Below are 19,704 nucleotides of genomic sequence, written 5' to 3'. Positions count from 1 at the left end.
GGGTCTGGAGGGCCCTCGCGTCATGCCTGATCCGGCGCCATGGCGGCCTGTACCAGGTCTCGTCTGGAATGCAGGGGCTCGACCAGAATCCCGCGTCCCGCAGGCTGTTTGGTGGCTTTCACGTCTCCGATGAGCGTGCCGTCGAGTTTGGAGCCGTCCATGATGAATCCGGAGGAATTCATGTTCTTGATCTGGCCGAGCACGTTGTCGTAGAGGGCGGTGTCGGCTTGGGCGATATTGCGTGCGGCGATGATGTGCAGGCCGGTGTCTCGGGCGTCGACGATGAGGCTCTTCAACGGGTCGAGCGGGTTCATCTGCCCGCGTTGGGCGACCATGTGGTAGTCGTCGATCACGACGAAGATCTCCGGGCCGCTCCACCAGGAACGGTGTTTGAGTTGCTGGGTTGTGACGCCGTCGGGCGCGCGCCGGGAGATCATCTTCTGTACGAAGGCCGGCAGCCCGTCGATGAGATCGCGTTCGCTGGTGAGGTATCCGATCGATAGTTCGGCGGGCAGCGCGTCCATGTGCCGGCGGCGGTAGTCGACGAGCAGCACCCGCGCCTGGTCGGGGGTGAACCGTCGCCGTATGGATTCGAGCAGGCTGGCGATGACGGTGGATTTGCCGCAGCCGGAGGATCCGAGCACTACCAGATGGCTGGAAACGCCGAAATCGATTGCGGCCGGGCCGAGATCGGATTCGCGGATGCCGAATGGGACGATGAGGCGTTCGGCGAGTGTGCTCGCGGGCCGCAGCATGGCGGCGATCTCTTCGTGGGTGACGCGGGTGGGCAGCAGCCGCACCTCGGGTGCGTGTCTGCCCGTGTAGGTGTGTTGCAGGGCCTCGATCGCGGCGTTCATGCCCGCGGCGGCCGATTCCGGGTCGCCCACGCCGTCGATGCGCGGGAGTGCGGTGAGCATGTGTAGTCCGTCGGTGGAGACGCAGCGTCCGGGGCGGTTGGCGGGGACGGCGGTGACGATGTTGCGGTGGCCGGTGAAGACGGTGTCGCTGAGATCGCCCAGGCGCATCTCGAGGCGGGTTTGGATCAGGTCTTTGATCGCCGGGCGGATGGCGACCCAGCGCGAACTGCTGACGACCAGGTGGACTCCATAGTTGAGGCCTTGCAGTGCAAGCGATTCCACGAAAGCGTGGTACTCGTCGAAATAGGGTCCGCTCATCGCGAATCCGATGTCCCAGCCGTCGATCACGAGGAAGACATCGCCGTAGTGGTCGCCGCGGGCGGTGAGTTCGGCCGATTCGAGCGGGCGGGAGCGGCGGCGGCGGAACTCCCGCATGGAGTCGATGCCCAGTTCGGCGAACAAGGTCTGCCGGTTGGTCAGCAGTGAGTTGATGAGGGCGAAAGTGCGCCGGATGCGGTCGCCGTCGCGTGCGGAGGCGACCGAGCCGGTGTGTGGCAGTGCCCGCAAACCGGTCAGACCGCCGGAGAAATCGAGGCAGTAGAACTGCACCTGTTCGGGTGTGTGGGTGAGTGCCGCGGACAGTACCAGGGTTTGGAGCGCGGTCGATTTGCCCGACTGCGGACCGCCGACGACCGCCACATGGCCGCCGGCGCCGGACAGGTCGACCGACCATACCTCTTGGCGCTGCAGGCGTGGCTTGTCGATGAGTGTCCAGGGGATCTGTAGGGTTCCTGGCTCCACCGCTCGCGCAAGCCGGTCGAGTGTCGCCGGGACGTTCAAGGGCGGCAACCACATTCGGTGTGCGGCGCGGCCGTGGCCGGCCAGTTGCTGCAGCGCTGTCTCCATGATGGTCACCGGCTCGGTGTCGGGGGTCTCGGGTTCGGCGACCACCGGTTCGGGTGCGGCCCGCCGTGTTTCCTCGATCTCGGCGGCGGTGAATCGCTGTGGTGGCCGGTAGCCGCCGCCGGTGCGGCGGGCACGCTGGGTGCTCGTGGCAGCGATCTGGGCTGGTGCGGAGTAGTGCCCGCCGACGTATGCGGCTTGGAATCGTTGCAGGTCGCCTGCTCCGACGCGCAGGTATCCTGCACCGGGTTTTTTGGGTAGGTGGTAGGCGTCGGCGGTGCCGATGGCGTCGCGGGAGTCGCTGGTTTGGTTGGTGCGCAATGCGATTCGATACGAAAGGTGTGCTTCCAGTTCGCCCATGCGGCTGGCTGGGACCTTTTGTGAAGCGAGCAGCAGGTGGATGCGCAGCGAGCGGCCCAGGCGTCCGATCGCGACGAACAGTTTCGCGAAGTTGGGGTGTTGTTCGAGGAGTTCGGCGAATTCGTCGAGGATGATGAGCAGGGTGGGCATGGGGTCGAGTTGGGCGCCCTGTTCGCGGGCTCGCTCGTAGTCGGCGACGCTAGCGAAGTTGCCGGCGTCGCGCAGAATGCGTTGCCGTCGCGCCATTTCGCCATTGATCACGTCTTCCATGCGGGTGACGAGGTCGGCTTCCTCCTCCATGTTGGTGACGACGGCGGTGACGTGTGAGAGTCGGTCGAAGCCGAGGAAGGTCGCGCCGCCCTTGAAGTCGACCAGCAGCATGTTCAAGACGTCGGGTGAGTGTGTCGCGACGGCGGAAAGTACCAGGGTGCGAAGGAATTCGGATTTGCCTGAGCCGGTGGCGCCGATGCACATACCGTGCGGGCCCATGCCCTCCTCGGCGGATTCTTTGATGTCGAGGTAGACGATGCCGCCTGCGGAGTCGTGGCCGAAGGGGATGTTCAGCCGTGACCGGTCGGCGTCACGCCTTGTGACCCAGTGGCGTCCGACGCGGATGTCACCGGGATCGGCGATGCCGACCATGTCCTCCCAGGAGGTACTGCCGGCCTGTTCGGCGGTGACCACTTCGACGACTGTCGACAATCGATAGGGAGAAATGGTGCGGGCCAGTGTTGTCATGCTGGACAGGGGCATGGCATCGGCGTGACCGACCTGGCGTGTGCCTCGCGCGGTGAGTTCGTGCAGGGCGTGGTCGGTTTCGACGGTGAACCGCAGTGCCCGCGGTAGTAGTTGCTCGGTGGTGGTGAGCCGTAACCAGGTGCAGCCGTCGACCCCGGAGATGTCGCGCTCGTTGGCCGCGCCGCCGACAGCGACGATCAGCAGGAAGTGTTTACGCTCGAGCGAGGGTTGACTGTTCGCCGAGAACGGGCCGCGATTCAACCCGGCAAGCACCTTCGTGCGGAGTTCGGCGACGCTGCGGTAGACCATTCGGGTCGAGCCGATGGCGTCGGTCTCGGTGGGATGCTGGGTGTGTGGCAACCATTTCAGCCAACCCCATTCGGGGGCATCGGGGTCGGGCAGGACGGCGGCCACGCCGACCTGATCGGGTCCGTGCAGTACAACGGTTTCCGCGACGAGGGCTCGTATGAGGGCGGCGACGGCTGCGGGGTCGCCGTCGAATCCCACTTCGGGTGTGGAGAGCAGGTTGATCGCGATCGGCATGCCACCGACTGTCGAGTACGCTTTGGCGAAGCGTGTCACCTCTACCACGCCGACGGGATCGAGGTCCGCCAGCGGCGCCGCTTCCGGGACGATCACCCGCACCTGATTGGCGATCCGGCCCAACCCTACCCGGACGCGCAGGAATTGCGGACTGGCGACCTGTACTTCCCACATGCGTTGACCGCCGATGAGTCGCGCGATCCCGGCGGGACCGGGGTGGGTGTAGTGCAGATAGGTGTGCAGTTCCGCCTCGGAGGCCAGCACTGCCTTGCGGCTCTCGGCGATGCTGCGCAGATAGTCCTTGCGTTCCTCGTTGAGGGCGGCCGCGCCACCGGATCCGTTGCCGCCGATGGCGCCACCGGCCATGCCGAACACCGAGACGAGCATCATGATCGGGAAGAACATCGTGGAGGGTGACAGTGTGCCGCCGCCGCGGAACATCATGACCATCATTCCGGCCATGCCCGCCATCATGACAACCGGCATGATCATCTTGATCCGTGATGGTGGAACAGGTTTCGGGAGTTCGGTGGGGGGCTGTAGCCGTAGTTCGGTCACTGCAGGGGCCTTGGGGCCCCGGATCATCCTGGCGGGCCGCACGAATCGGCGAGTGCTGGTCACGGTTGTCCTCCGGGCAAGGCCGTGGCGGCTTTGTCGGTGGCGATGCCGTCATGTTGGATTTGAGCGTCCTTCTGCGACAGGGTGGGTCCGATCGCGAACAGTGACACGATGTTCCACGGTGCGGGGATCGGATTGCGCAACGCCAGCGCGGTCAGGGTCTGGTCGGTACTACCGGCGGCGGCGACGCCGTAGCGGACGCCGCTGTCGGAGATCCAGAACAGCGACTCCCGCAGTGGCGAGGCCGGTTCGGTCCCGGTCACCCGGATGAAGCGGCCCGTGTCTCGCGGCAGGTAGGCCGCATCTGCGGTGGTGCCGCGGGGTCCGGTCGCTGTCACCAGGGGGACGGTGCGGGTGAGTTCGTCGGTGGTCAGTGGCAGTTGCCCTCCGACGAGCAGTTCGGTGGTTGCGTTGGCGTCGTTGGCGCCGCGCGACCAGTGATAGCAGGTGACGTGGTAGCGCTGTGGGTCGAGCAGGTGAACGGCCGCGACGGGATAGTCCGCCGTGCCCGGCCATCCGCCCGGTCGTAGATTGGCCGCGATGACGTCGGGGCCGACCGCATTGGTCGATACCTCGCCGTGGGAGTTCGCGTTGCGGAACATGGCTGCCAGCGCGGGGGTTATCTGCACGACTCCGGATTGGGATACCAGGTAGTAGGCGGTATTCCGGTCGAGGGTGGAGGTGGTGAGCACCGAGCCGACCGCAACCGACAAACCCGAAGCGAGAGTGACCGTCTGGCCGGAGCCGGGCACCTCGGGTACCCGCAACGGGGGGGCTTCGGGGATGGCGCCGAGCAGGCCCTTGGATGCCGGGGCCACGGGTGCGGTCGCGTCGAGACCGAGGGCGAGCGTGACGGCGGAATCGGCGAGATCGATGGCCGCGCGCAGGATGCCCCGATCGTGATCGGCGTAGACGAGCCAGGTGGTGGTTCCCTCGCGCAACAGGCGGGCTTCCCCGTCGGCGGGGCGCCTGGTCGTTTCGCCGTCGGAGGTCAGTGGGCTTCCGATGACGACGGTGCGTACCGGTGATCTGCTGGTGGTCGGCAGTCCGGTCGCCTGATCGACGGGCGCCGCGGAACCTGTGCTGGTGCTGTCGCAGACGGTCCAGGTGGAATCGCGGGTGCCGTTGTCGACGATGGTTGCGGGGGCGCCGGGGATGCCGACGATCGGGCCGCGAGGATATTTGGCCAGCTCGTCCTGAGAGACCGGGACGGGTTTTTCGGGCGCTCCGACGATCAGGCGCGCCGAGGTCAGATTCAGTGCGGGGTAGAGCCGATTGCCCACGTGGACGAACAGCGCCCCGCTGTCGCGTTCGGCGACGATGTGGGCGTTGCCGACCTGTTTGACGGGTTTGAAGAATGCCATCACCGCGGATCCGGCGATGACCACACAGGCCAGGGCGATGCCGATGGACAAGGCGGTGGCGCGTCCGCGCTGTGGGTCGTCGATCATCGACGCGTCGCGTCGGACCAAGGCGTGTTCGATGCGGCGGAACAGGAACCGCCACCCGGAGATCTGGTGTTTGGTCACCACGCGGAAGCGCGCCACCATGGTCGTTCCTTCCGTGGCGGCGTCAGACCGAGGTGGCCGGCGCCAATCCTTCCAGCGCGGCGGTGATGTCGTTCTCGGTGATGGTCATGAGCTCTTCGTTGGTCATGACCGCGATATCGGCATGCTGTCGCGTGAATCGGTAGTCGCGTTCGGCTTCCGCGGATTCGACGACGTTGCGCACGAATCGGCCGTTGCCGGCGAGATCGATGAGACTGCGGCCGTTCCGTGTTTGTCCCGAGAGCCGTTCACATCGATCCCGCAGGGCCTCGCGTGCCTGCGGGGACAGGATCGAATCCTTCTTGCGGGCAATGTGATCGGCGATCTGTACCAGTTCGCCGGGGTCGTAGCTGGTGAAGCGGATGCGTTTGGTGAAGCGGGAGGCCAGGCCGTCGTTGGAGGCGAGGAAGCGGTCGATCTGATCTTCGTACCCGGCGATGACGACCACGAGTTTGTCGCGATCGTTCTCCATGCGGGCCAGCAGCGTGTCGACGGCTTCCTTGCCGAAGGCGTCGCCGCCGGAAAGGCCTTCTTGGACAAGGGTGTAGGCCTCGTCGACGAACAGTACGCCGCCGAGCGCCGAGTTGATCAGGGCATTGGTCTTGGGTGCGGTGTGGCCCAGGTGAGTACCGACCATGTCGTTGCGAGACACCTCGATGACCTCGGCGTTCTCGACGACGCCGAGCCCGGCGAAGATCTTCGCGATGACACGGGCGATGGTGGTCTTGCCGGTGCCCGGAGGGCCGGAGAAGATCAGGTGGTGTGAGCGTGAGTCGACGGCGAGTCCGCGTTCGGCGCGGACCTGGTCCATCAGCACTCCGGATTTGAGCCGGTCGACCTGTTCCTTGACGGAGTCCATGCCGATTTGGGCCTGCAGCAGCTGCGATGCTTCCGCCAGCTGCGTCTCGCGCTCGGAGCGCGCCGCGGTGGCCGCCACTTCGGCGGGGTCGTCTCCGGAGGTGGGGTCCCAGCGATTTGTCCGGGTGGCGATCATCTCGGCGTTGGTGATGTCGAATCGGTAGGTCTTGTCGGCGAGGGCCTGCTGCCACTGCGGTCGTTGCGGCCAGAGCGAAGAACCCCGCAATCCCTTCAGGATGCGGTCGGCGGCGTCGTGATCGCCGTTGTGGCGCAGTACCATTCCGAGGAGAAAGTGTGCGTCGGCCCAGATGTAGGACAGGCTGCCGGAGGCGCTGTCCTCCACGATGCGTTGCGCGCGAGGTAGTGCTTCGCCGAACCGGCCGAGCTGTGCGAGGGACTGAGCGGTCATGAGTTCGGCCGCGATGTCGAGCAGCGCGTCCTCGAGCACCGGGGTCGCGTTGCGGGCTTCGAGGACGTCGAGCCAGCGCTGAGTCCGGAAATACAGTGAGATCCGCACGAATTGGGCGACGTCGTCGCGCGGCACCTGGTCGATGATGGCGATGGCTTCGCCCCACTCGCCGCCTTCGGCGTATTGGCAGGCCTGTGCGATGGCGATCTGATCGCGGTCGGCCATGGCGACGCGCAGACCGTAGACTCCGATCTCCACCTGGCACCACAGGGAACGGTCGGAGAGTCCGGCGCGCTGCTGGTCCCGGTAGAGGTTGTGGACCGATCGGTAGGCGCCGTAGACGACTTCGGCGTTGATCTCGCCGGCCATGGCTCGCCCGAGCCAGGCATCGCACATGTCCGGGTCGAGATCGGTGGCGGCTCGGAACGCGGCCAGCGCGTGGTGGTCGTTGCGTACACCCCCGGCGACCATTGCGAGACTTTGAACTCCGGTGTAGAACGCGTCCTCGGCCGCTGACAACTCGCGCTTCCCTTCCGCCGATCCGGTCTGCACGAAGGGTAGACACGCAACCGACGCTCATCTTTCCCATGGATGGGAAGGTTCATGGCTGATTCCACAGGTTGAATGGCGAAATCATGGCAATACCGCTACAGATCGATCGCGTTCACGCGACCACGGCCGCACTCTCGACGGCTTCCGGGCCACTGACCGCGGAATTGGTCGAGTATGCGTGCGTGGTACGGCTCCACGAGGTCGATTGCGTGACACCTGGCATACGCGAGTTGCACGGCTATCCCGCCACGGGTCCGTTTTCCATTGTGTCGCTGCGTATTCCGACCGGGAATGACGCAGACTCGGCGACGTCGCTCACATTGACTCCGAGAGCGGGCATGCGTTTCTACCAGTCCGATCTCGAGCAGCGCGCGCGCCTTTCGCGCGATCTCGTCGAGATCGATCCGCGGATGCCGCCGGAGGGCACGGTGTCATTTCGCCAGCAGCGAGGCAGCAGAACACTCGTCTTCGAATTCACCGCCCGGACACGGTTGCTGCGGAAGCTGACCGTCCGGGAGGACCGCGACAGCACGGCCATGGTTTCCCCCAGCGCTGGGAATGGGCGGGTCGATATCCTACCGAGCTTTATGCCATCATTTGACGAGCCGCTGAATAGCGGCTAATGCGATCGACGGTGTGCACCCCTCATCACACACCGTCGATCACAGACTGGGTCACCACAGCCCAGCCATCTGTGGGAGTCGGCTACGTCGCTCCTCTCCGACGCGACTTCGACGGTGTCCGGTGGCCCTGGGACAGTCACCGGACACCACCCGGACCGCCGGCTACGCACCGACCGTGGCTGCAGGCGACGACGACTTCTCCCGAAACCGCTGCGCAACAGGCACATCCAAGGCGGCGACGACTCCGCCGTCGAGGGCCGGGTCGTCGACGCCGAGGCGGATCGAGCGCTGGGCATGCGCGCTGTTGGCGATGTCCGCGTGGGTGCTCGCACGCCATCCGAAGGGTATGACGTGGATACGGCCGCCCTCGCTCACGAGCAGGTCGGCGATCTCGGTGAGCAGGTCCAGGGCATCGGCGAGCTCGGCGAGGACATCGATTCTGGGACGAGCACTTTCACTGCGGGAGGGTGGTCTCAGGTAGCCGTCGACGACGATCGCCGTGGCTCCCGTCTGCGCCGCGATACGGCGGATGAGCTTCACTGCGACACTGCCCACGGCGCGGTCGCCGTGCTCCATCGCGATCGTGACCACCAGGCAATCCGAAAAGCGATTCACCGCCCCGACTTGGGCGGTATCGAGTCCGATTGCGCACGGGCTCGGTGCTGTCACGGTGTACTCGAATGCGTGGCAACGGCTGGTGATGATCCGCATGATGGTCGAGCTTCCTTCCGGGATTCAGAGCACCACCGAGCTCGACGCGCGGGGAATTCCGGCGGATGGTCGTCGTGCTATCAGGTGTCATCGATTCTCCGAGCCGTCCGATTCCACACCTGCACCGGTAGAGGAGGTGCGCGCTCACCGGTGGCCCCGCCGGAGAGCGTTCTCCTGAAGCTAGGTCACCGTGCAGTGCGGCGCGCATATCCGCATGCGCCAACTTGCGGATGATTCGCGACACCCGGAATCGACATCGGAACTCGCCCGGACCGCAAAGTCCGTGCAGCCCACAGAAGTCAGGTCTTGCACAGCATCTCACGTCACCGCGTCGTCGAATTCTCGCCATTGGGAATGGTTGTCCGGTATTTGTGCGACGGCAAGACGCTGCAATGGTGCGATGGGAGTCAGCGCGCGAATGGGATCGGTTCCGACTGTGGTCGCCGTATACGAACTCGATGGCAATGACGGCTGGGAACGGGTGGCCGAGTTTCGGCTCTCGGCAGCGAATGTGGTCGAGTTGTTCCTGTTCGGTGAGCGCCGATGCCCGCTGGCGCTGCACTGGTACCGAGCGGGCATCGAAACCCCGGCGACGGCGCCGCCGGTGACTGTATCCGACGGCCCGCGTTTCATGCGCGCGTTGCTGCGTCCGTACCAGATGAGCTACTGCCGGCTGGTGGACGAGAGCGGTGATCACCACGGCGTCAAGACGTAGAGCGCGAGCACGACGACGCCACTGCCGAGGGCGCCCGCGGCGGCCTCGATGGCGAGGTGGCGGTGGGAGTGGCCGTGCAGCCACAGCGCCCACACCGGGGCGAGGGTCCGCAAGACCGCGAACATGAGGGCCAGCGCGCACGCGCCTGCCAGTCCATTGCCTGGCAGCAGTGGATGCAGCCACGCGAATCCGATGGTCATCGCATAGATTTCGGTCTGGGTCCCGAGGAGTTGCAGGGTGAGGGATCGAGGGTGACGGTTCTCGACCTGCGCAGTACCCGCCGCATAGCGATTCCCGTGATTGTTTGCCGTCCACGGGTTTGCATACAGGATCACCATCGCGGCGAGGTGGAGGATCCCCGCCGCCGCGCCCCACACGGCTATGAGAAGTGCGGTCATGACCGTGTAGGACCCATCACAGGACCCGCACGACGATGGCGTTGCGGGGCATCCGCGAGTATTTGACGGTCGAACCCGAGTTGGGTGCTTCGATGACCAGGCCGTTGCCGGCCGCCAGTTGCACGTGCTCGGGACCGTGTCTGCTGAACGAGCTCGCCGGAAACACGAGGTCGCCCGGTTGCGCGTCCTGAACCGAGACCCGTGAGCCGCTGTATATCTGCTCATATGTCGTGCGTGGCAATACGACACGACCGGAGGATGCCTGCGCGATCGCGTACTGGGTGAGCCCCGAGCAGTCGAATCCGCCACGGCTGGGTCCGCCGATACCGCCGCCGCCCCAGACGTAAGGGGTGCCCAGCCATCCGCTCGCAGCGCGTACGGCATCGCCGCCCGAGGTCGCGTCCGACAACACCGGCGAGCGGCGGCGCGACCGTAGTCGTGGTCGCCGACGCCGTCGCGGGCTGTTCGAGGCGGTGATCATGGCGGGCAGGGCGGGAGGAACGATCCGTGCGGCGAGGCTGCGGGCCGCGGCGGTATCGGAATCGACTTGTTTGGCGGCCTTGGTGATCGCGTTCTGCGCGGCATCGAGCAGAGCCGGGCCACTGAACCGGGTGTCGTTGACCGCGGTGATCGCCTGGACCCGGGTCCGCAGATCGGCGATCTGATCGGTGAGCCGGTTGCGGCCATCGACGGTATAGCCGCCCCATTCGGCGACTGCCCGATTGACCACTGCGTCTTTCCTCGCGTGTGTCTCGGCGATCAGCTTCTGCACCGCACGCGCGTCGGAGTACCCGACCGATATCGATCCGGACAGGGTGTTCGGTTCGGCGGCGATCGGCGGCGCCGCTGTGGGCTGGACCGAGTCCGGCTGGCCCGCGCCGTAGAGGCCGAGCAGTGAATCGAGCACGTCGTGCAGGTTTCCGGTCAGAGCGGTCGCCATTCGCACCCGCCTTTGCCGCGCATCATCGATCGCCTCCAAGTGCAGCAGTTGCTGTGTGGCTCAGCCGATTTCGACACTCTTCTGCATCATGCGCATCGGCTGTGCCCGCACATCGACTATGCCTGAGCCCCACCGTTGGGCCTTCCCATCTTCGGGAACCTCGGACAATGGGCTCGATACGCATAGGAGGCGGAACCGACGGATATGACAACCCCCCAGACCACACCGCAGCCGTCGGATGGGACTGCCGGTGATACCTCCACCGCCGCTCTCGGTCCGCCCTATTGGCCGGTACCGACATTCCCGTGTCCGGCGGGAGCAAAGCCGGGAGTGCAGAGCTTTTTCGCGATGGTGCACATCGAGATTCAAACGGCCGTGGATCTACTCGGGCGTGGCACGACCGAACCGCCACCGCCGGTGGACGATCCATCGACCGAGCAGATCATCACCGATCTCGGCCAAGGTTCGGCGAGCCAGCCGTACCAGCAGGCGATGGCACAGATGAAGAGTCGCCAGGACGCACTGGTCCAACTCGATGACCAGGTCTTGCAGGTAGCGAATGTGGTTGCGGCCGGGAAGGATCAGACCCTGGCCGCGATCCAGCGGATCGTCGAGCGTACGGTGACCGATCTGCAGGCCAAGTCGGCCGCGTTGGGAACGCAGACGTTGCTCCCCGCGCAGGAGAGCGATCTCATGCTGGAGGTCTCCGATACGGTCGACGCGGTGTACGCGCAGGTCGACAAGGCTGCCGCGGCGAACAAGCAAATGGCCGGAGGCGGCCAGAGCGGAGGTTCGAACGGCGGCGCGGGCTCGGGGACCGGAACCGGGGCAGGGACTGGAGCCGGGTCGGGCGACAGCGGAATGAGCGGAATCATGAGCGGCCTGATGTCGATGCTGCAGATGCTGCCGATCGTGGGCATCTCGATGTTGCCGGAGCTGATCAAGCTGTTGAAACCGGATGATAAGAAGAGCAACACCCATCACGACGATCAGCAGCACCCGGATGCGAAGACACCCGGCCAACCGGGCGCGCCGCAAGCCGACCCCAATACCCCCGCGGTGACCGCGCCCGGGTCACCGGGAAGCCCGGCCGCCGCGGATCCGAATGCGCCCACTGCGAACGCCCCGCAGTCGAACGTGCCGGCCTGACAGTCAGCCGCTGGCGAAATGCCCTGTAGTACAACGCGTTCAGCTACTTCTTGCTGAGATCAGACCTGCTGTGGGGGCTGCTGCGGTGCGAGGTTCGCGGGTACCGGCGTGGCGTCGATGCCGGCGCCCGGGGGGTGGCGGTACCCCTCGAAGGCACCGTAGGCGCCGATTCCGGCATTCGGCGGGTTCCACGGATCGTCCAGCTCGACCAGCTGGCCCTTCATCACGATCCACTGTTTGCCGTTCTCGATCCACAGCAGTGCCGAGCGATTGGCCCATTTCACGACGTCCCCGGTGTGGACTTGGGCGGGTTCGATCGGGGTCCAGGTGGATGCATCACCTGGGGTTCCCTGGTATGCCGCTGCGGCGTCGGCGGCGCCGTCGTTGCTGTGTTCCTTCGCGAATTTGAATGCCTCCGCCACGACCGGCGACAAGCTCTGCGACGGGTGACCTGGAAACAGGTTCGGGTCGCCCGCCGGGTCTTTCGCGTCGGTAGGCGCTGTGGTCGATGGGGGTGCGCCGTTGTCCGGTGCGGCGGCAGGTTGGGGCTGGGCAGGCGCGGGGTCCTGCGGTTTGCCGTCGCGGTCGTTGGTCTGCTCGGCGGGGCGATTGTTGCCATTGTCCTGCGATGTGAGTGACTTCATCGCATTTATCATGAGCAGTGTGTTCATCAGGCCACTGCTCTGATCGCCGGAGCTACCGGATGTCGCCCCGCCTGTAGTCGTTTGGCTGGTCGCTGCTGCCTGAACGATCTTCGCGATGCCTGCATTGACCGCGTCGGTGATGCTGGTGTCCGTGCCAGGAGTCCCGGGAGTCGGAGTGCCAGACGCCGGAGTGCCGGGGGCCGGGGTACCAGGAGCTGGCGTCCCTGGCGTCAGCGGCCCCGGAGCCGGAGTAGCGGGCCCTGGTGCGGCCGGGCCCGGCGTAGCGGGCCCCGGCGTCCCCGGACCAGGAGAACCGGGCCCCGGTGTGGCCGGCCCCGGAGTACCAGGCCCTGGAGCACCGGGAGCCGGAGCAGGCTTCGCGGGTCCCGGATCAGCGGGATTCGGAGCAGTTTTCGTGGGTGGGCTTCCTGGCGCTTGATCGCGGATTTTGGTGGCGGGGGTGTCGAGCTCTTTTTCGAGTGAAGTTTTGATGGTGTCGACGTCGTCGAGGCAGTTGTTCAGCGCGCCTATCAGACTGGTCACCGTGTCGGGACTCAGTTTCGTGTTGTTGATGTCGATGTTGCCCGCGGGGGTGTAGTGGATGTCGATGGGCGGTGCCTTGCCCGATGACGGTGCGTTCTGCGCGTGCTGCGGGGCCTGGAGCACCTCCTTGAGGTGTTTGATCTTGTCCCAGATGCTGCTGACCGACGCCGCGATCGTGTCCGCTGTGCCTTTGAGGTCGAGCTTTACGACGATGTCATTGTTGTGCAACGCCTGTCCGGCCTTATTGATCGCGGTGATGTTCGCCTCGTATTGGCGGGCCACCTCTCCGACGTCACTCGTGTCATGGAATCCAACGGCGCGAAGTTCCGCACGGGTATCGGGGGCGTCCTTCGGCCTCCCCGATTCGACGTAGTCGAGCGTGTCCTGCAGCCCATTCTGCACTGTCTTGACAAGGCTTTTGAGGTACTTGGGTGAACCCATCGGAGCTTGCAGAACGACCGAACGGGAGTCCTTGTCGCGGATGGTCTGCAGAACTGTGCCGTTTTTGTCGACCACGACGAGGCTGCCGTCGTCGTTGAGTCTCAGGGCCGCGGCATCGGACAGTCCGGCGAGACTCGACCATTTGCTCAGCTCCTGATAGGGCGTCGCAACCTTGATGTCGAGCGACCCATCCGCGCGGAATACCACGCGCGATGCGGCACCGCCGTCGTCGGTCGTGCCCGACTCCCATAGGACGTTCCCGATCTTGTCTTTGAGGACGAGGTTGCCCTTTTCGAGGCCGAGGGAGTACTGCCCGTTGACGAGCTTCTGACTCGGGTCCAGCGAGTCGCCCACTTCGAGTGTGTACTTCGAGGTCTGCGAAGGCGGGCCTTGCACCGGGCCCGCATCCTGTCCGAACCATTTCTGTTCCCAGGAATCCAGGCCTTGCTGCGTGCCCGCAGGTTTCGCGATCCTTTCCGGTGCCAAGGAATCCCCGCCTGGCTGCGTGTCCGCATGTTTCGTGGACGGCGCCTGCGGTTGCGGCGGCTGCAAGTGCGGGCTTTGCGGCGAGTCTGCAGGTTTCGACGGCGCCTGCGCCTGCGGCGACTGCGAAACCCGCGGGCTTGGCGGCGTGTCCAGAGGTTTCGTGGACGGCGCCTGCGGTTGCGGCGGCTGCGAGATCGACGGCTTTGGCTGCACTACCAATGGATGTAGCGTCGTGTCCGAGAACGGCCAGCCCACTAGCGGTTGCTTTGATTGCCCCGCATCAGGCTTCTGGTCGGCCGTCACCGGAGTACCGAGCCTTCACCAGGGCTGGACGGGGCCGAGGCTGTCATCGGATGTGTCGTTCCTCCAACGGGTTCACCGATGCCGGTGGTGCGTCCCCTGGGGTGCTCGTGGCTCCGGTCGGTGGTCCGGTGAGGACCACCGGGGGCGTGATGGAACCGCCGGTGACCGCAACGGATGCCTGATCGGCGGTGGGTGCGTGCACTGTCGCCGGCTTCTCGACGTACTGGGGGTGGGCCACGATTTGTTCGTTGGCGTAGATGGCGTCTCGCAGTGTCTGGCGGGTGGGTTCGGCGGCGAGCAGCAGGGCCAGTTCGGTGCAGCGGCGTTCGAAGACCATGGCGCGCAATAGTTCTGCTTCGTTGTCGATGCGCAGGGCGCCGAGTTCGATTCGCCCGGCGTCGACCCGGCGAGACAGCATGGTGGCGGCCAGCAGGTCGTCGGCGTCTCGGAGGTCTTGCCATAGTTGCGCGGGCACAGGATGTCCGGTGTGGACGGCGTCCAGGATGCGAGCGCGCAGGGCGCGGGCCGGCGCCGCCTCGGCGGGTGTGTTCTGCGAACGACCGACCTTGGCGTGTGCGGTGGCGGCCAGTTCGATGCAGTGTCGACCGATCGCCGAATCCGGTACTGCGGCAATGGTTTCCAACACGTCGGTGGTCGCTACGAGGGCGAGCCGGTCGGCGGTGTCGGGGGTGGGATTTCGCAGGTCGACATCGTAGGCGGGAGCGACCATGCCTTCAACCGCGACATCGGTGAGCGCGGCGCGCAGGCTCGCGTCGATGGGTCCGGAGGAGACCAGTGCCGACATCGTGGTGTCTGCTTTCGGTCCCCACACGAGTGCGAATTCGGCGAGCACTCGCGCCGGGTCGGCTACACCCTCCCAGGGTGAACCGCCTTCGGCGTTGAGCAGTTCGTCCCAGACCCACGGTGTCGAGACCTGGCTCGGCAGGTACAGCCCGGCCGGCAGCCAGCCGCGGCCTTCGTTGGAGGTGATGAACACGGCGATGCCGGTCGGTCCGCGCATGACCGAGACCGCCCAGGTCAGTCCGACCGTCGGCGCGTCAGCGGCGGCCAGCACAGCGCTGAGCAGAGTGCGTGCGAGCACGAGGTCTGCGTTGACCGCTTCGTTCACCACGTACGCGGGAGCGGAGTCCTTGTCCTTGGCCGCGGCGACTGCCGCGGCGAACGGTGTGGGCATCGGAGCCATCGAAGCGCTGTCGTCCGCATCGGCCGTTGCTCCCAAGGGCGGGGTGGGAGGGTCGCCTGCAGCGCCGCTGACGGGTCCCATGGGCATGTCCGAGGCCGGGGCGCCGGCGTTGCGGGCGGGGTCGAATGCGGGATCGCCGGTTGGCGTGCTCACCGGCGAGATGCCGCCCGGGGCCTGTGACTCGGGCGACGGGGAGGACGAAATGGCAGGCGTGATAGGCGCTTGGGGCGTCGAGTCCGGCGCGGCGGGGTTCGAAGGTGCGCCGGTGTGTGTGGGGGTTGCGGGGTGTGTGGGGGTTGCGGGGTGTGAGCCGACCTGTGTGACTGGATCGGAGGTCGGTCCGCTCGGTGTATGCGCCGCTGGTGTGGCAGGTCCGCCGGTGGGTGCGGGTCCACCGCCCGGCGATCCGGCTCCGGGCGCGTTGTCGGTGCCCGCGGCCCGGATGGCGGCGGCGCCCGCGTCGTCGGTGGCGGCGTACTTGGCCGCGGCGTCACTCAGGATGCCCGCGAGATGCTTGTAGTGGTTCGCGTGCGCGACGCCCGCATCCTCGCGTGCCTGGTAGTAGGTCTTGAGGGCGTCGTGGACGTGGTGTGCGATCTTGCCGTAGTTTTCGGGGAAGCGTTCGAGCCAGTCGGTCGGCTGCTTCGACCAGTTCATGACTTCGTGATACTGCTGCTCGAGCTGAGCGCTGAGCTTCGTCAGCACCTCAGGGTCGATACTGATTCCCTCTGCCATGCGTTCTCGAGCTCCTTCCCGCGTCTTCGACTCGACAATTGTCGAGGGTCCACGGCCTGGCGACCCGAGCCGGATTCCCGCCTGTGGGAAGCCGGCTTCGGCGACGCCGGTCAGAATCGTTGCGCTCGGCTGTGCGGCGCGAAATGGGGTCACCGTGTCGTGGGTACCGCGGTTCGGGGGGTCGCGCAGCCGAGCGTTTCCGGCGATGCGCGCCCGCCTTCACAGCTTGGTTCTCGTGGTGGTCACCCGGCGCGGATCCGGTTCGATATCTGTTGCGGCGGTTTTCTTTTCGGAGAAGACGGGATGGTCGGCGAGGTGGGAGTGGGTGTAGACCGCATCGCGCAGGCGGCGTGGGTCGGGTCCCTGTGCCAATAGGAGCACCAGTTCGTTGCCGAGTCGTTGAAAGTTCAATGCGCGCAGGGTGGCCAACTCGGGGGGTTGTTCGGTTCTGAGCTGTCCCAGCGGAGTACGCGCGACATCGATCCGCTGTGCCACCGTGGTGGCTGCCAGCAGGTTGTCGGTGTCGCGCAGTTCGTCCCACCATTCCTCGGGGACCTGGCGGCGGCCGCGCATAGTGGTGAGAATGCGTTCGCGAAGGTCGCTCGCCCCTGTCGCGTCACCGGCTGCGGCGGTGGTGCGGGCCACTCGTGCATGTGCGTCATGAGCGAGGTCGAGGCAGCGGTCGCCGATGGAATCCTGTGCGATCGCGGCCACCCGGTCGAGCAGTCGTGCGGAGGCGGTCAATTCCAATCGGTCGACCAGTCCTGGTCCGGGTGCGGCCAGCGCCATTTCGGGGACGGCGGTGACCGCTCCTTCGAACGAGACGTCGCGCAGTGCGGCGCGCAGCCGTGGTTCGATCGGCAGTGACGAGGTGATCGCCGAGATCTCGGTACCTGACACCGCGGCCCGGGCGAGCCCGAATTCGGCCAGGATGCGGGCGGGATCGGCCAACCCTTCCCAGGCCGGCGTGGCCGAGTCCTCCCACATCCACGGTGTGGATAGCTCGCGAGGCAGATACAGCCCGGCCGGAAGCCAACCGCGGCCTCCGCTGGAGGTGAGATGGGCGCTGACTCCGCTGCGATGCTGCACCACCATCACCGCCCACGCGGGTGCGATCGGTGATCGGTCGACTGCCGCCAGGATGCTGCGCAGCAGTGTCCGCGCAAGCAGCAGATCGCCGTCGACCCGCTCCCCCACCACGAAGTGCGGACCCGCGGCGGCTGCCGCCGCGGTGCCGACGGCGTCCGTGACCAGTTCCGCCGCAACGTCATCGGTGTCGGTGTCGGTGTCGGTGCGGTCGGGGCGGTACGGGCGGGGCGGTTGCAGCCGAGTGCGGTGCTGAGTGGAGTGTGCAGACCCTGCGGATCCGGTGCCGGCCGGTGCCGGACTCGCTGGCGAGCTCGACGCTATCGCCCGGGGCGCTGGTCCCTGGCCGCGGGCCTGGGACGACAGCGAGGTGAGCGGCGGTTGATGCGAAACCGATTGCGGTACACCGGCTTGCGTGGCAGCGGGTGCGGTGACTCCGGAGAATTGCGGTGTCATGCCCATCGGTGCGAGGACGCCGCCCGCGTCGGCGGTGAGCCCGGATGCGGTCGTGGGGTTTTGTGCTGGTGGCGAGTCGTGCTCTGGCTCGGGCGAACTCACCGAGGTTCGGGGTGACCCGGGAGGGCCGGGTACCGATTCGGTGTCAGTCGCATGATCGGGTTCCTCGGCCGGTTCGGCTTCGGAGGGGTGGTCCTGGGTCGTATCGGGGCGGGCGTGGGGCAGGGCGGGTGATGTATTCGACTGTGCTGGAACGGTTCCCGCGCCATGTGGTTGCGGTTGCGCGGCAATGTCGACCGGGCCCGGCGATTGCGGTTCATCGGTCGCGAGATTGTCGAGCAGGTTCGCGTCGGTCGCCTCACGCACACGATCGGGGAGGCCGGATCGACGCGGTCCGCAGAACGAGTCCTGTTCGGTCGGCGTTGCGCCTGGGATCATCGCCTCCCCCGCCCGGTCGTGCACGAGGTTGGTGAACGGTTGCGGTGTCGCGGCGGGCACGGTGGTGGGCGGGTCGGCGGTCGGCGCGGACGGGTCCCGGCCTTGTTCGTCGGGCCCACGGTGCGTGTTGCCCGGCGTGGGCGCGGGCGGGCCTGCCGGTGCGTGCCCGTCCGGTTGAAGGCCTGGTCTGTGCTTGCCGGCGGGGCCGGCATCGTCGTGGCGATCCGATTGCCCGAGTAGTTCGGCGGCCAGGGCCAGTCCGGGAATGTCCTGCGGACCGACCATGGTGACTGCGCGAGTCACATCGGCCTGAGCCTCGCGCAGGATGGCGATGGTTTCGCGGGCCCGCTGCTGGTCGTCTCCGCCCGGCGGGTCCTCGGTCTGTGCCGCGGGCAGGTTTTCCAGGCGTGCCTCGGCGTTCTCGACGATGGCGCGAATGCGATGGCGAGTCCTGTGTACGAGGTCGGCTATCTGATCGAAGGCGTCAGCGGCGGCGTCCAAGGCCCGGGCGAGTTCCTCGGCTCGGTGTTGTTCGGAGCGCATGATCGCGTCCACCTGCTGCAGCCCGTCGGCGCGAACTCGTTCGTTGAACTCGGAGCGGGCCGCGCCGAGCCCGATCGTGTCCAGATTCTGCGCGGCTTCCCGGGCGATCAGTGCCTGCGAACCCCAGAGCTCCGGGCCGAGGGCAGGCCAGTTCTCGCCGACTATCGTGTGCCAGTGCGGGTGTTCGAACGGCGGTTGCATTCGGCGGTCAGATCGATGTCCCGGCCTGCTCGATGAGGCCCGCACCCGCGTGGTCCGCCGCGCGGTAGGCGTGCGCGGCGAGGACCACCTGTGGGTGGGTGGCGGCCGAGCAGACGCCCAGTGACGATCCCGCCTCCACGAGGGGCACGAGTATTCGGGTGGACACCGCGGTCACCAGCGCACTGTCCAACGGCGACGTCGGACTACTGTGCGGCACAAAACTGTTCACCGTATCCAGGACACACCCGGTGATGGCGTCGCATGCGGCGGCGACGCGAGCGGAGGCGGCGATCACCTCGTCGGGGTCGTCGATGTCGAGCGCGTCGGTCATCATGAGCTCCTGTCGTCTCAAGGCCGGAAGTTGCCGAATTCGGCGGCTTCCATGGCCCGGTAGGAGGTTTCGGTCGGCAGGTCGAACGAATCGATGGTGTAGGAGCGGGTTCCGTTGCGTTCCATCTCCGATCGCAGCCCCAGTCGCGATTTCTGATGCGCAAGCCGGGCCAGACGGACGATTTCGGCGGCGAGCCAGATGTCACCGTTGTCACGGGCGTCGTCGGTGAGGTGCAGGCCGACGATCTCTCCATCGCGGTTGCAGGCGACGCCGGCGGTGTGGTCGGGGTTGAACACCTCGTAGGTGAGGCTGCGCCAGTCCGGGGCGGCCTGGTCGTCTGTGTCGAATTCGTCGGGGTGGTCTGTCATGGGC

General features: G+C 66.4%; 14 protein-coding genes. 3 read left to right on the top strand and 11 right to left on the bottom strand.

The window, feature by feature from the left end; all coding sequences use genetic code 11:
* Positions 1-20 precede the first annotated feature (20 nt).
* The 3 genes from eccCa to eccA form a co-directional block, all read right to left on the bottom strand.
* On the bottom strand, positions 21-3,893 hold the full coding sequence (eccCa, locus tag ACYVKL_RS38215; protein WP_379172273.1) for a type VII secretion protein EccCa: 3,873 nt from the start codon (positions 3,891-3,893) through the stop codon (positions 21-23).
* 125 nt (positions 3,894-4,018) lie between these two features.
* On the bottom strand, positions 4,019-5,569 hold the full coding sequence (gene eccB / locus ACYVKL_RS38210; RefSeq protein WP_379172271.1) for a type VII secretion protein EccB: 1,551 nt from the start codon (positions 5,567-5,569) through the stop codon (positions 4,019-4,021).
* A gap of 22 nt (positions 5,570-5,591) precedes the next feature.
* Positions 5,592-7,304 (bottom strand): type VII secretion AAA-ATPase EccA, encoded by a 1,713-nt coding sequence (gene eccA / locus ACYVKL_RS38205; RefSeq protein WP_379172269.1) that lies wholly within the window; start codon positions 7,302-7,304, stop codon positions 5,592-5,594.
* 164 nt (positions 7,305-7,468) lie between these two features.
* Here eccA and ACYVKL_RS38200 point away from each other — a divergent pair, with 164 nt between their 5' ends.
* Complete coding sequence (locus tag ACYVKL_RS38200; RefSeq protein WP_379172267.1) at positions 7,469-8,008, top strand: hypothetical protein; 540 nt, start codon at positions 7,469-7,471, stop codon at positions 8,006-8,008.
* Between the two features lie 162 nt (positions 8,009-8,170).
* Here the strand turns inward: ACYVKL_RS38200 and ACYVKL_RS38195 are convergent, their stop codons facing one another.
* On the bottom strand, positions 8,171-8,719 hold the full coding sequence (locus tag ACYVKL_RS38195; protein ID WP_379172265.1) for a hypothetical protein: 549 nt from the start codon (positions 8,717-8,719) through the stop codon (positions 8,171-8,173).
* A gap of 436 nt (positions 8,720-9,155) precedes the next feature.
* Between ACYVKL_RS38195 and ACYVKL_RS38190 the strand changes: the two genes are divergently transcribed.
* Complete coding sequence (locus ACYVKL_RS38190; protein WP_379172263.1) at positions 9,156-9,434, top strand: hypothetical protein; 279 nt, start codon at positions 9,156-9,158, stop codon at positions 9,432-9,434.
* Here ACYVKL_RS38190 and ACYVKL_RS38185 read toward each other — a convergent pair.
* Positions 9,413-9,832: a hypothetical protein gene (locus ACYVKL_RS38185; protein ID WP_379172261.1), complete on the bottom strand. Its 420-nt coding sequence runs from the start codon at positions 9,830-9,832 to the stop codon at positions 9,413-9,415. The two genes, ACYVKL_RS38190 and ACYVKL_RS38185, sit on opposite strands and share 22 nt — an antisense overlap.
* A 16-nt stretch (positions 9,833-9,848) precedes the next feature.
* Positions 9,849-10,772 carry a C40 family peptidase gene (locus ACYVKL_RS38180; protein WP_379172259.1) on the bottom strand — a complete coding sequence of 308 codons (924 nt, stop codon included), beginning with the start codon at positions 10,770-10,772 and terminating at the stop codon, positions 9,849-9,851.
* A gap of 348 nt (positions 10,773-11,120) precedes the next feature.
* Here ACYVKL_RS38180 and ACYVKL_RS38175 point away from each other — a divergent pair, with 348 nt between their 5' ends.
* Positions 11,121-11,921: a hypothetical protein gene (locus tag ACYVKL_RS38175; RefSeq protein ID WP_379172257.1), complete on the top strand. Its 801-nt coding sequence runs from the start codon at positions 11,121-11,123 to the stop codon at positions 11,919-11,921.
* A gap of 59 nt (positions 11,922-11,980) precedes the next feature.
* On the opposite strand, the gene ACYVKL_RS38170 is transcribed toward ACYVKL_RS38175, so the two are convergent.
* The 5 genes from ACYVKL_RS38170 to ACYVKL_RS38150 form a co-directional block, all read right to left on the bottom strand.
* Positions 11,981-14,338 (bottom strand): hypothetical protein, encoded by a 2,358-nt coding sequence (locus ACYVKL_RS38170; protein ID WP_379172254.1) that lies wholly within the window; start codon positions 14,336-14,338, stop codon positions 11,981-11,983.
* Positions 14,339-14,381: 43 nt separating this feature from the next.
* Positions 14,382-16,277 (bottom strand): type VII secretion target, encoded by a 1,896-nt coding sequence (locus ACYVKL_RS38165; protein WP_379172251.1) that lies wholly within the window; start codon positions 16,275-16,277, stop codon positions 14,382-14,384.
* Positions 16,278-16,496: 219 nt separating this feature from the next.
* On the bottom strand, positions 16,497-19,001 hold the full coding sequence (locus tag ACYVKL_RS38160; protein ID WP_379172249.1) for a hypothetical protein: 2,505 nt from the start codon (positions 18,999-19,001) through the stop codon (positions 16,497-16,499).
* Positions 19,002-19,008: 7 nt separating this feature from the next.
* Positions 19,009-19,332: a hypothetical protein gene (locus ACYVKL_RS38155; protein WP_379172247.1), complete on the bottom strand. Its 324-nt coding sequence runs from the start codon at positions 19,330-19,332 to the stop codon at positions 19,009-19,011.
* Positions 19,333-19,349: 17 nt separating this feature from the next.
* A complete protein-coding gene (locus ACYVKL_RS38150) occupies positions 19,350-19,700 on the bottom strand; it encodes a hypothetical protein (protein ID WP_379172244.1) in 351 nt (116 codons plus the stop codon).
* Between the last annotated feature and the right edge of the window lie 4 nt (positions 19,701-19,704).

It is taken from the genome of Nocardia tengchongensis (genome assembly GCF_054781395.1).
This window is presented reverse-complemented; position numbering and strand designations above follow the sequence as displayed.

Bases quoted from the DNA above. Each gene is read 5' to 3' on its own strand.
- ACYVKL_RS38195 (WP_379172265.1), bottom strand. From the start codon at position 8,719: ATGCGGATCATCACCAGCCGTTGCCACGCATTCGAGTACACCGTGACA.
- ACYVKL_RS38175 (WP_379172257.1), top strand. From the start codon at position 11,121: ATGGTGCACATCGAGATTCAAACGGCCGTGGATCTACTCGGGCGTGGC.
- eccB (WP_379172271.1), bottom strand. From the start codon at position 5,569: ATGGTGGCGCGCTTCCGCGTGGTGACCAAACACCAGATCTCCGGGTGG.
- ACYVKL_RS38160 (WP_379172249.1), bottom strand. From the start codon at position 19,001: ATGCAACCGCCGTTCGAACACCCGCACTGGCACACGATAGTCGGCGAG.
- ACYVKL_RS38180 (WP_379172259.1), bottom strand. From the start codon at position 10,772: ATGGCGACCGCTCTGACCGGAAACCTGCACGACGTGCTCGATTCACTG.
- ACYVKL_RS38165 (WP_379172251.1), bottom strand. From the start codon at position 16,277: ATGGCAGAGGGAATCAGTATCGACCCTGAGGTGCTGACGAAGCTCAGC.
- ACYVKL_RS38155 (WP_379172247.1), bottom strand. From the start codon at position 19,332: ATGACCGACGCGCTCGACATCGACGACCCCGACGAGGTGATCGCCGCC.
- ACYVKL_RS38150 (WP_379172244.1), bottom strand. From the start codon at position 19,700: ATGACAGACCACCCCGACGAATTCGACACAGACGACCAGGCCGCCCCG.
- ACYVKL_RS38200 (WP_379172267.1), top strand. From the start codon at position 7,469: ATGGCAATACCGCTACAGATCGATCGCGTTCACGCGACCACGGCCGCA.
- eccA (WP_379172269.1), bottom strand. From the start codon at position 7,304: ATGGTCGCCGGGGGTGTACGCAACGACCACCACGCGCTGGCCGCGTTC.
- eccCa (WP_379172273.1), bottom strand. From the start codon at position 3,893: ATGATCATGCCGGTTGTCATGATGGCGGGCATGGCCGGAATGATGGTC.
- ACYVKL_RS38185 (WP_379172261.1), bottom strand. From the start codon at position 9,832: ATGACCGCACTTCTCATAGCCGTGTGGGGCGCGGCGGCGGGGATCCTC.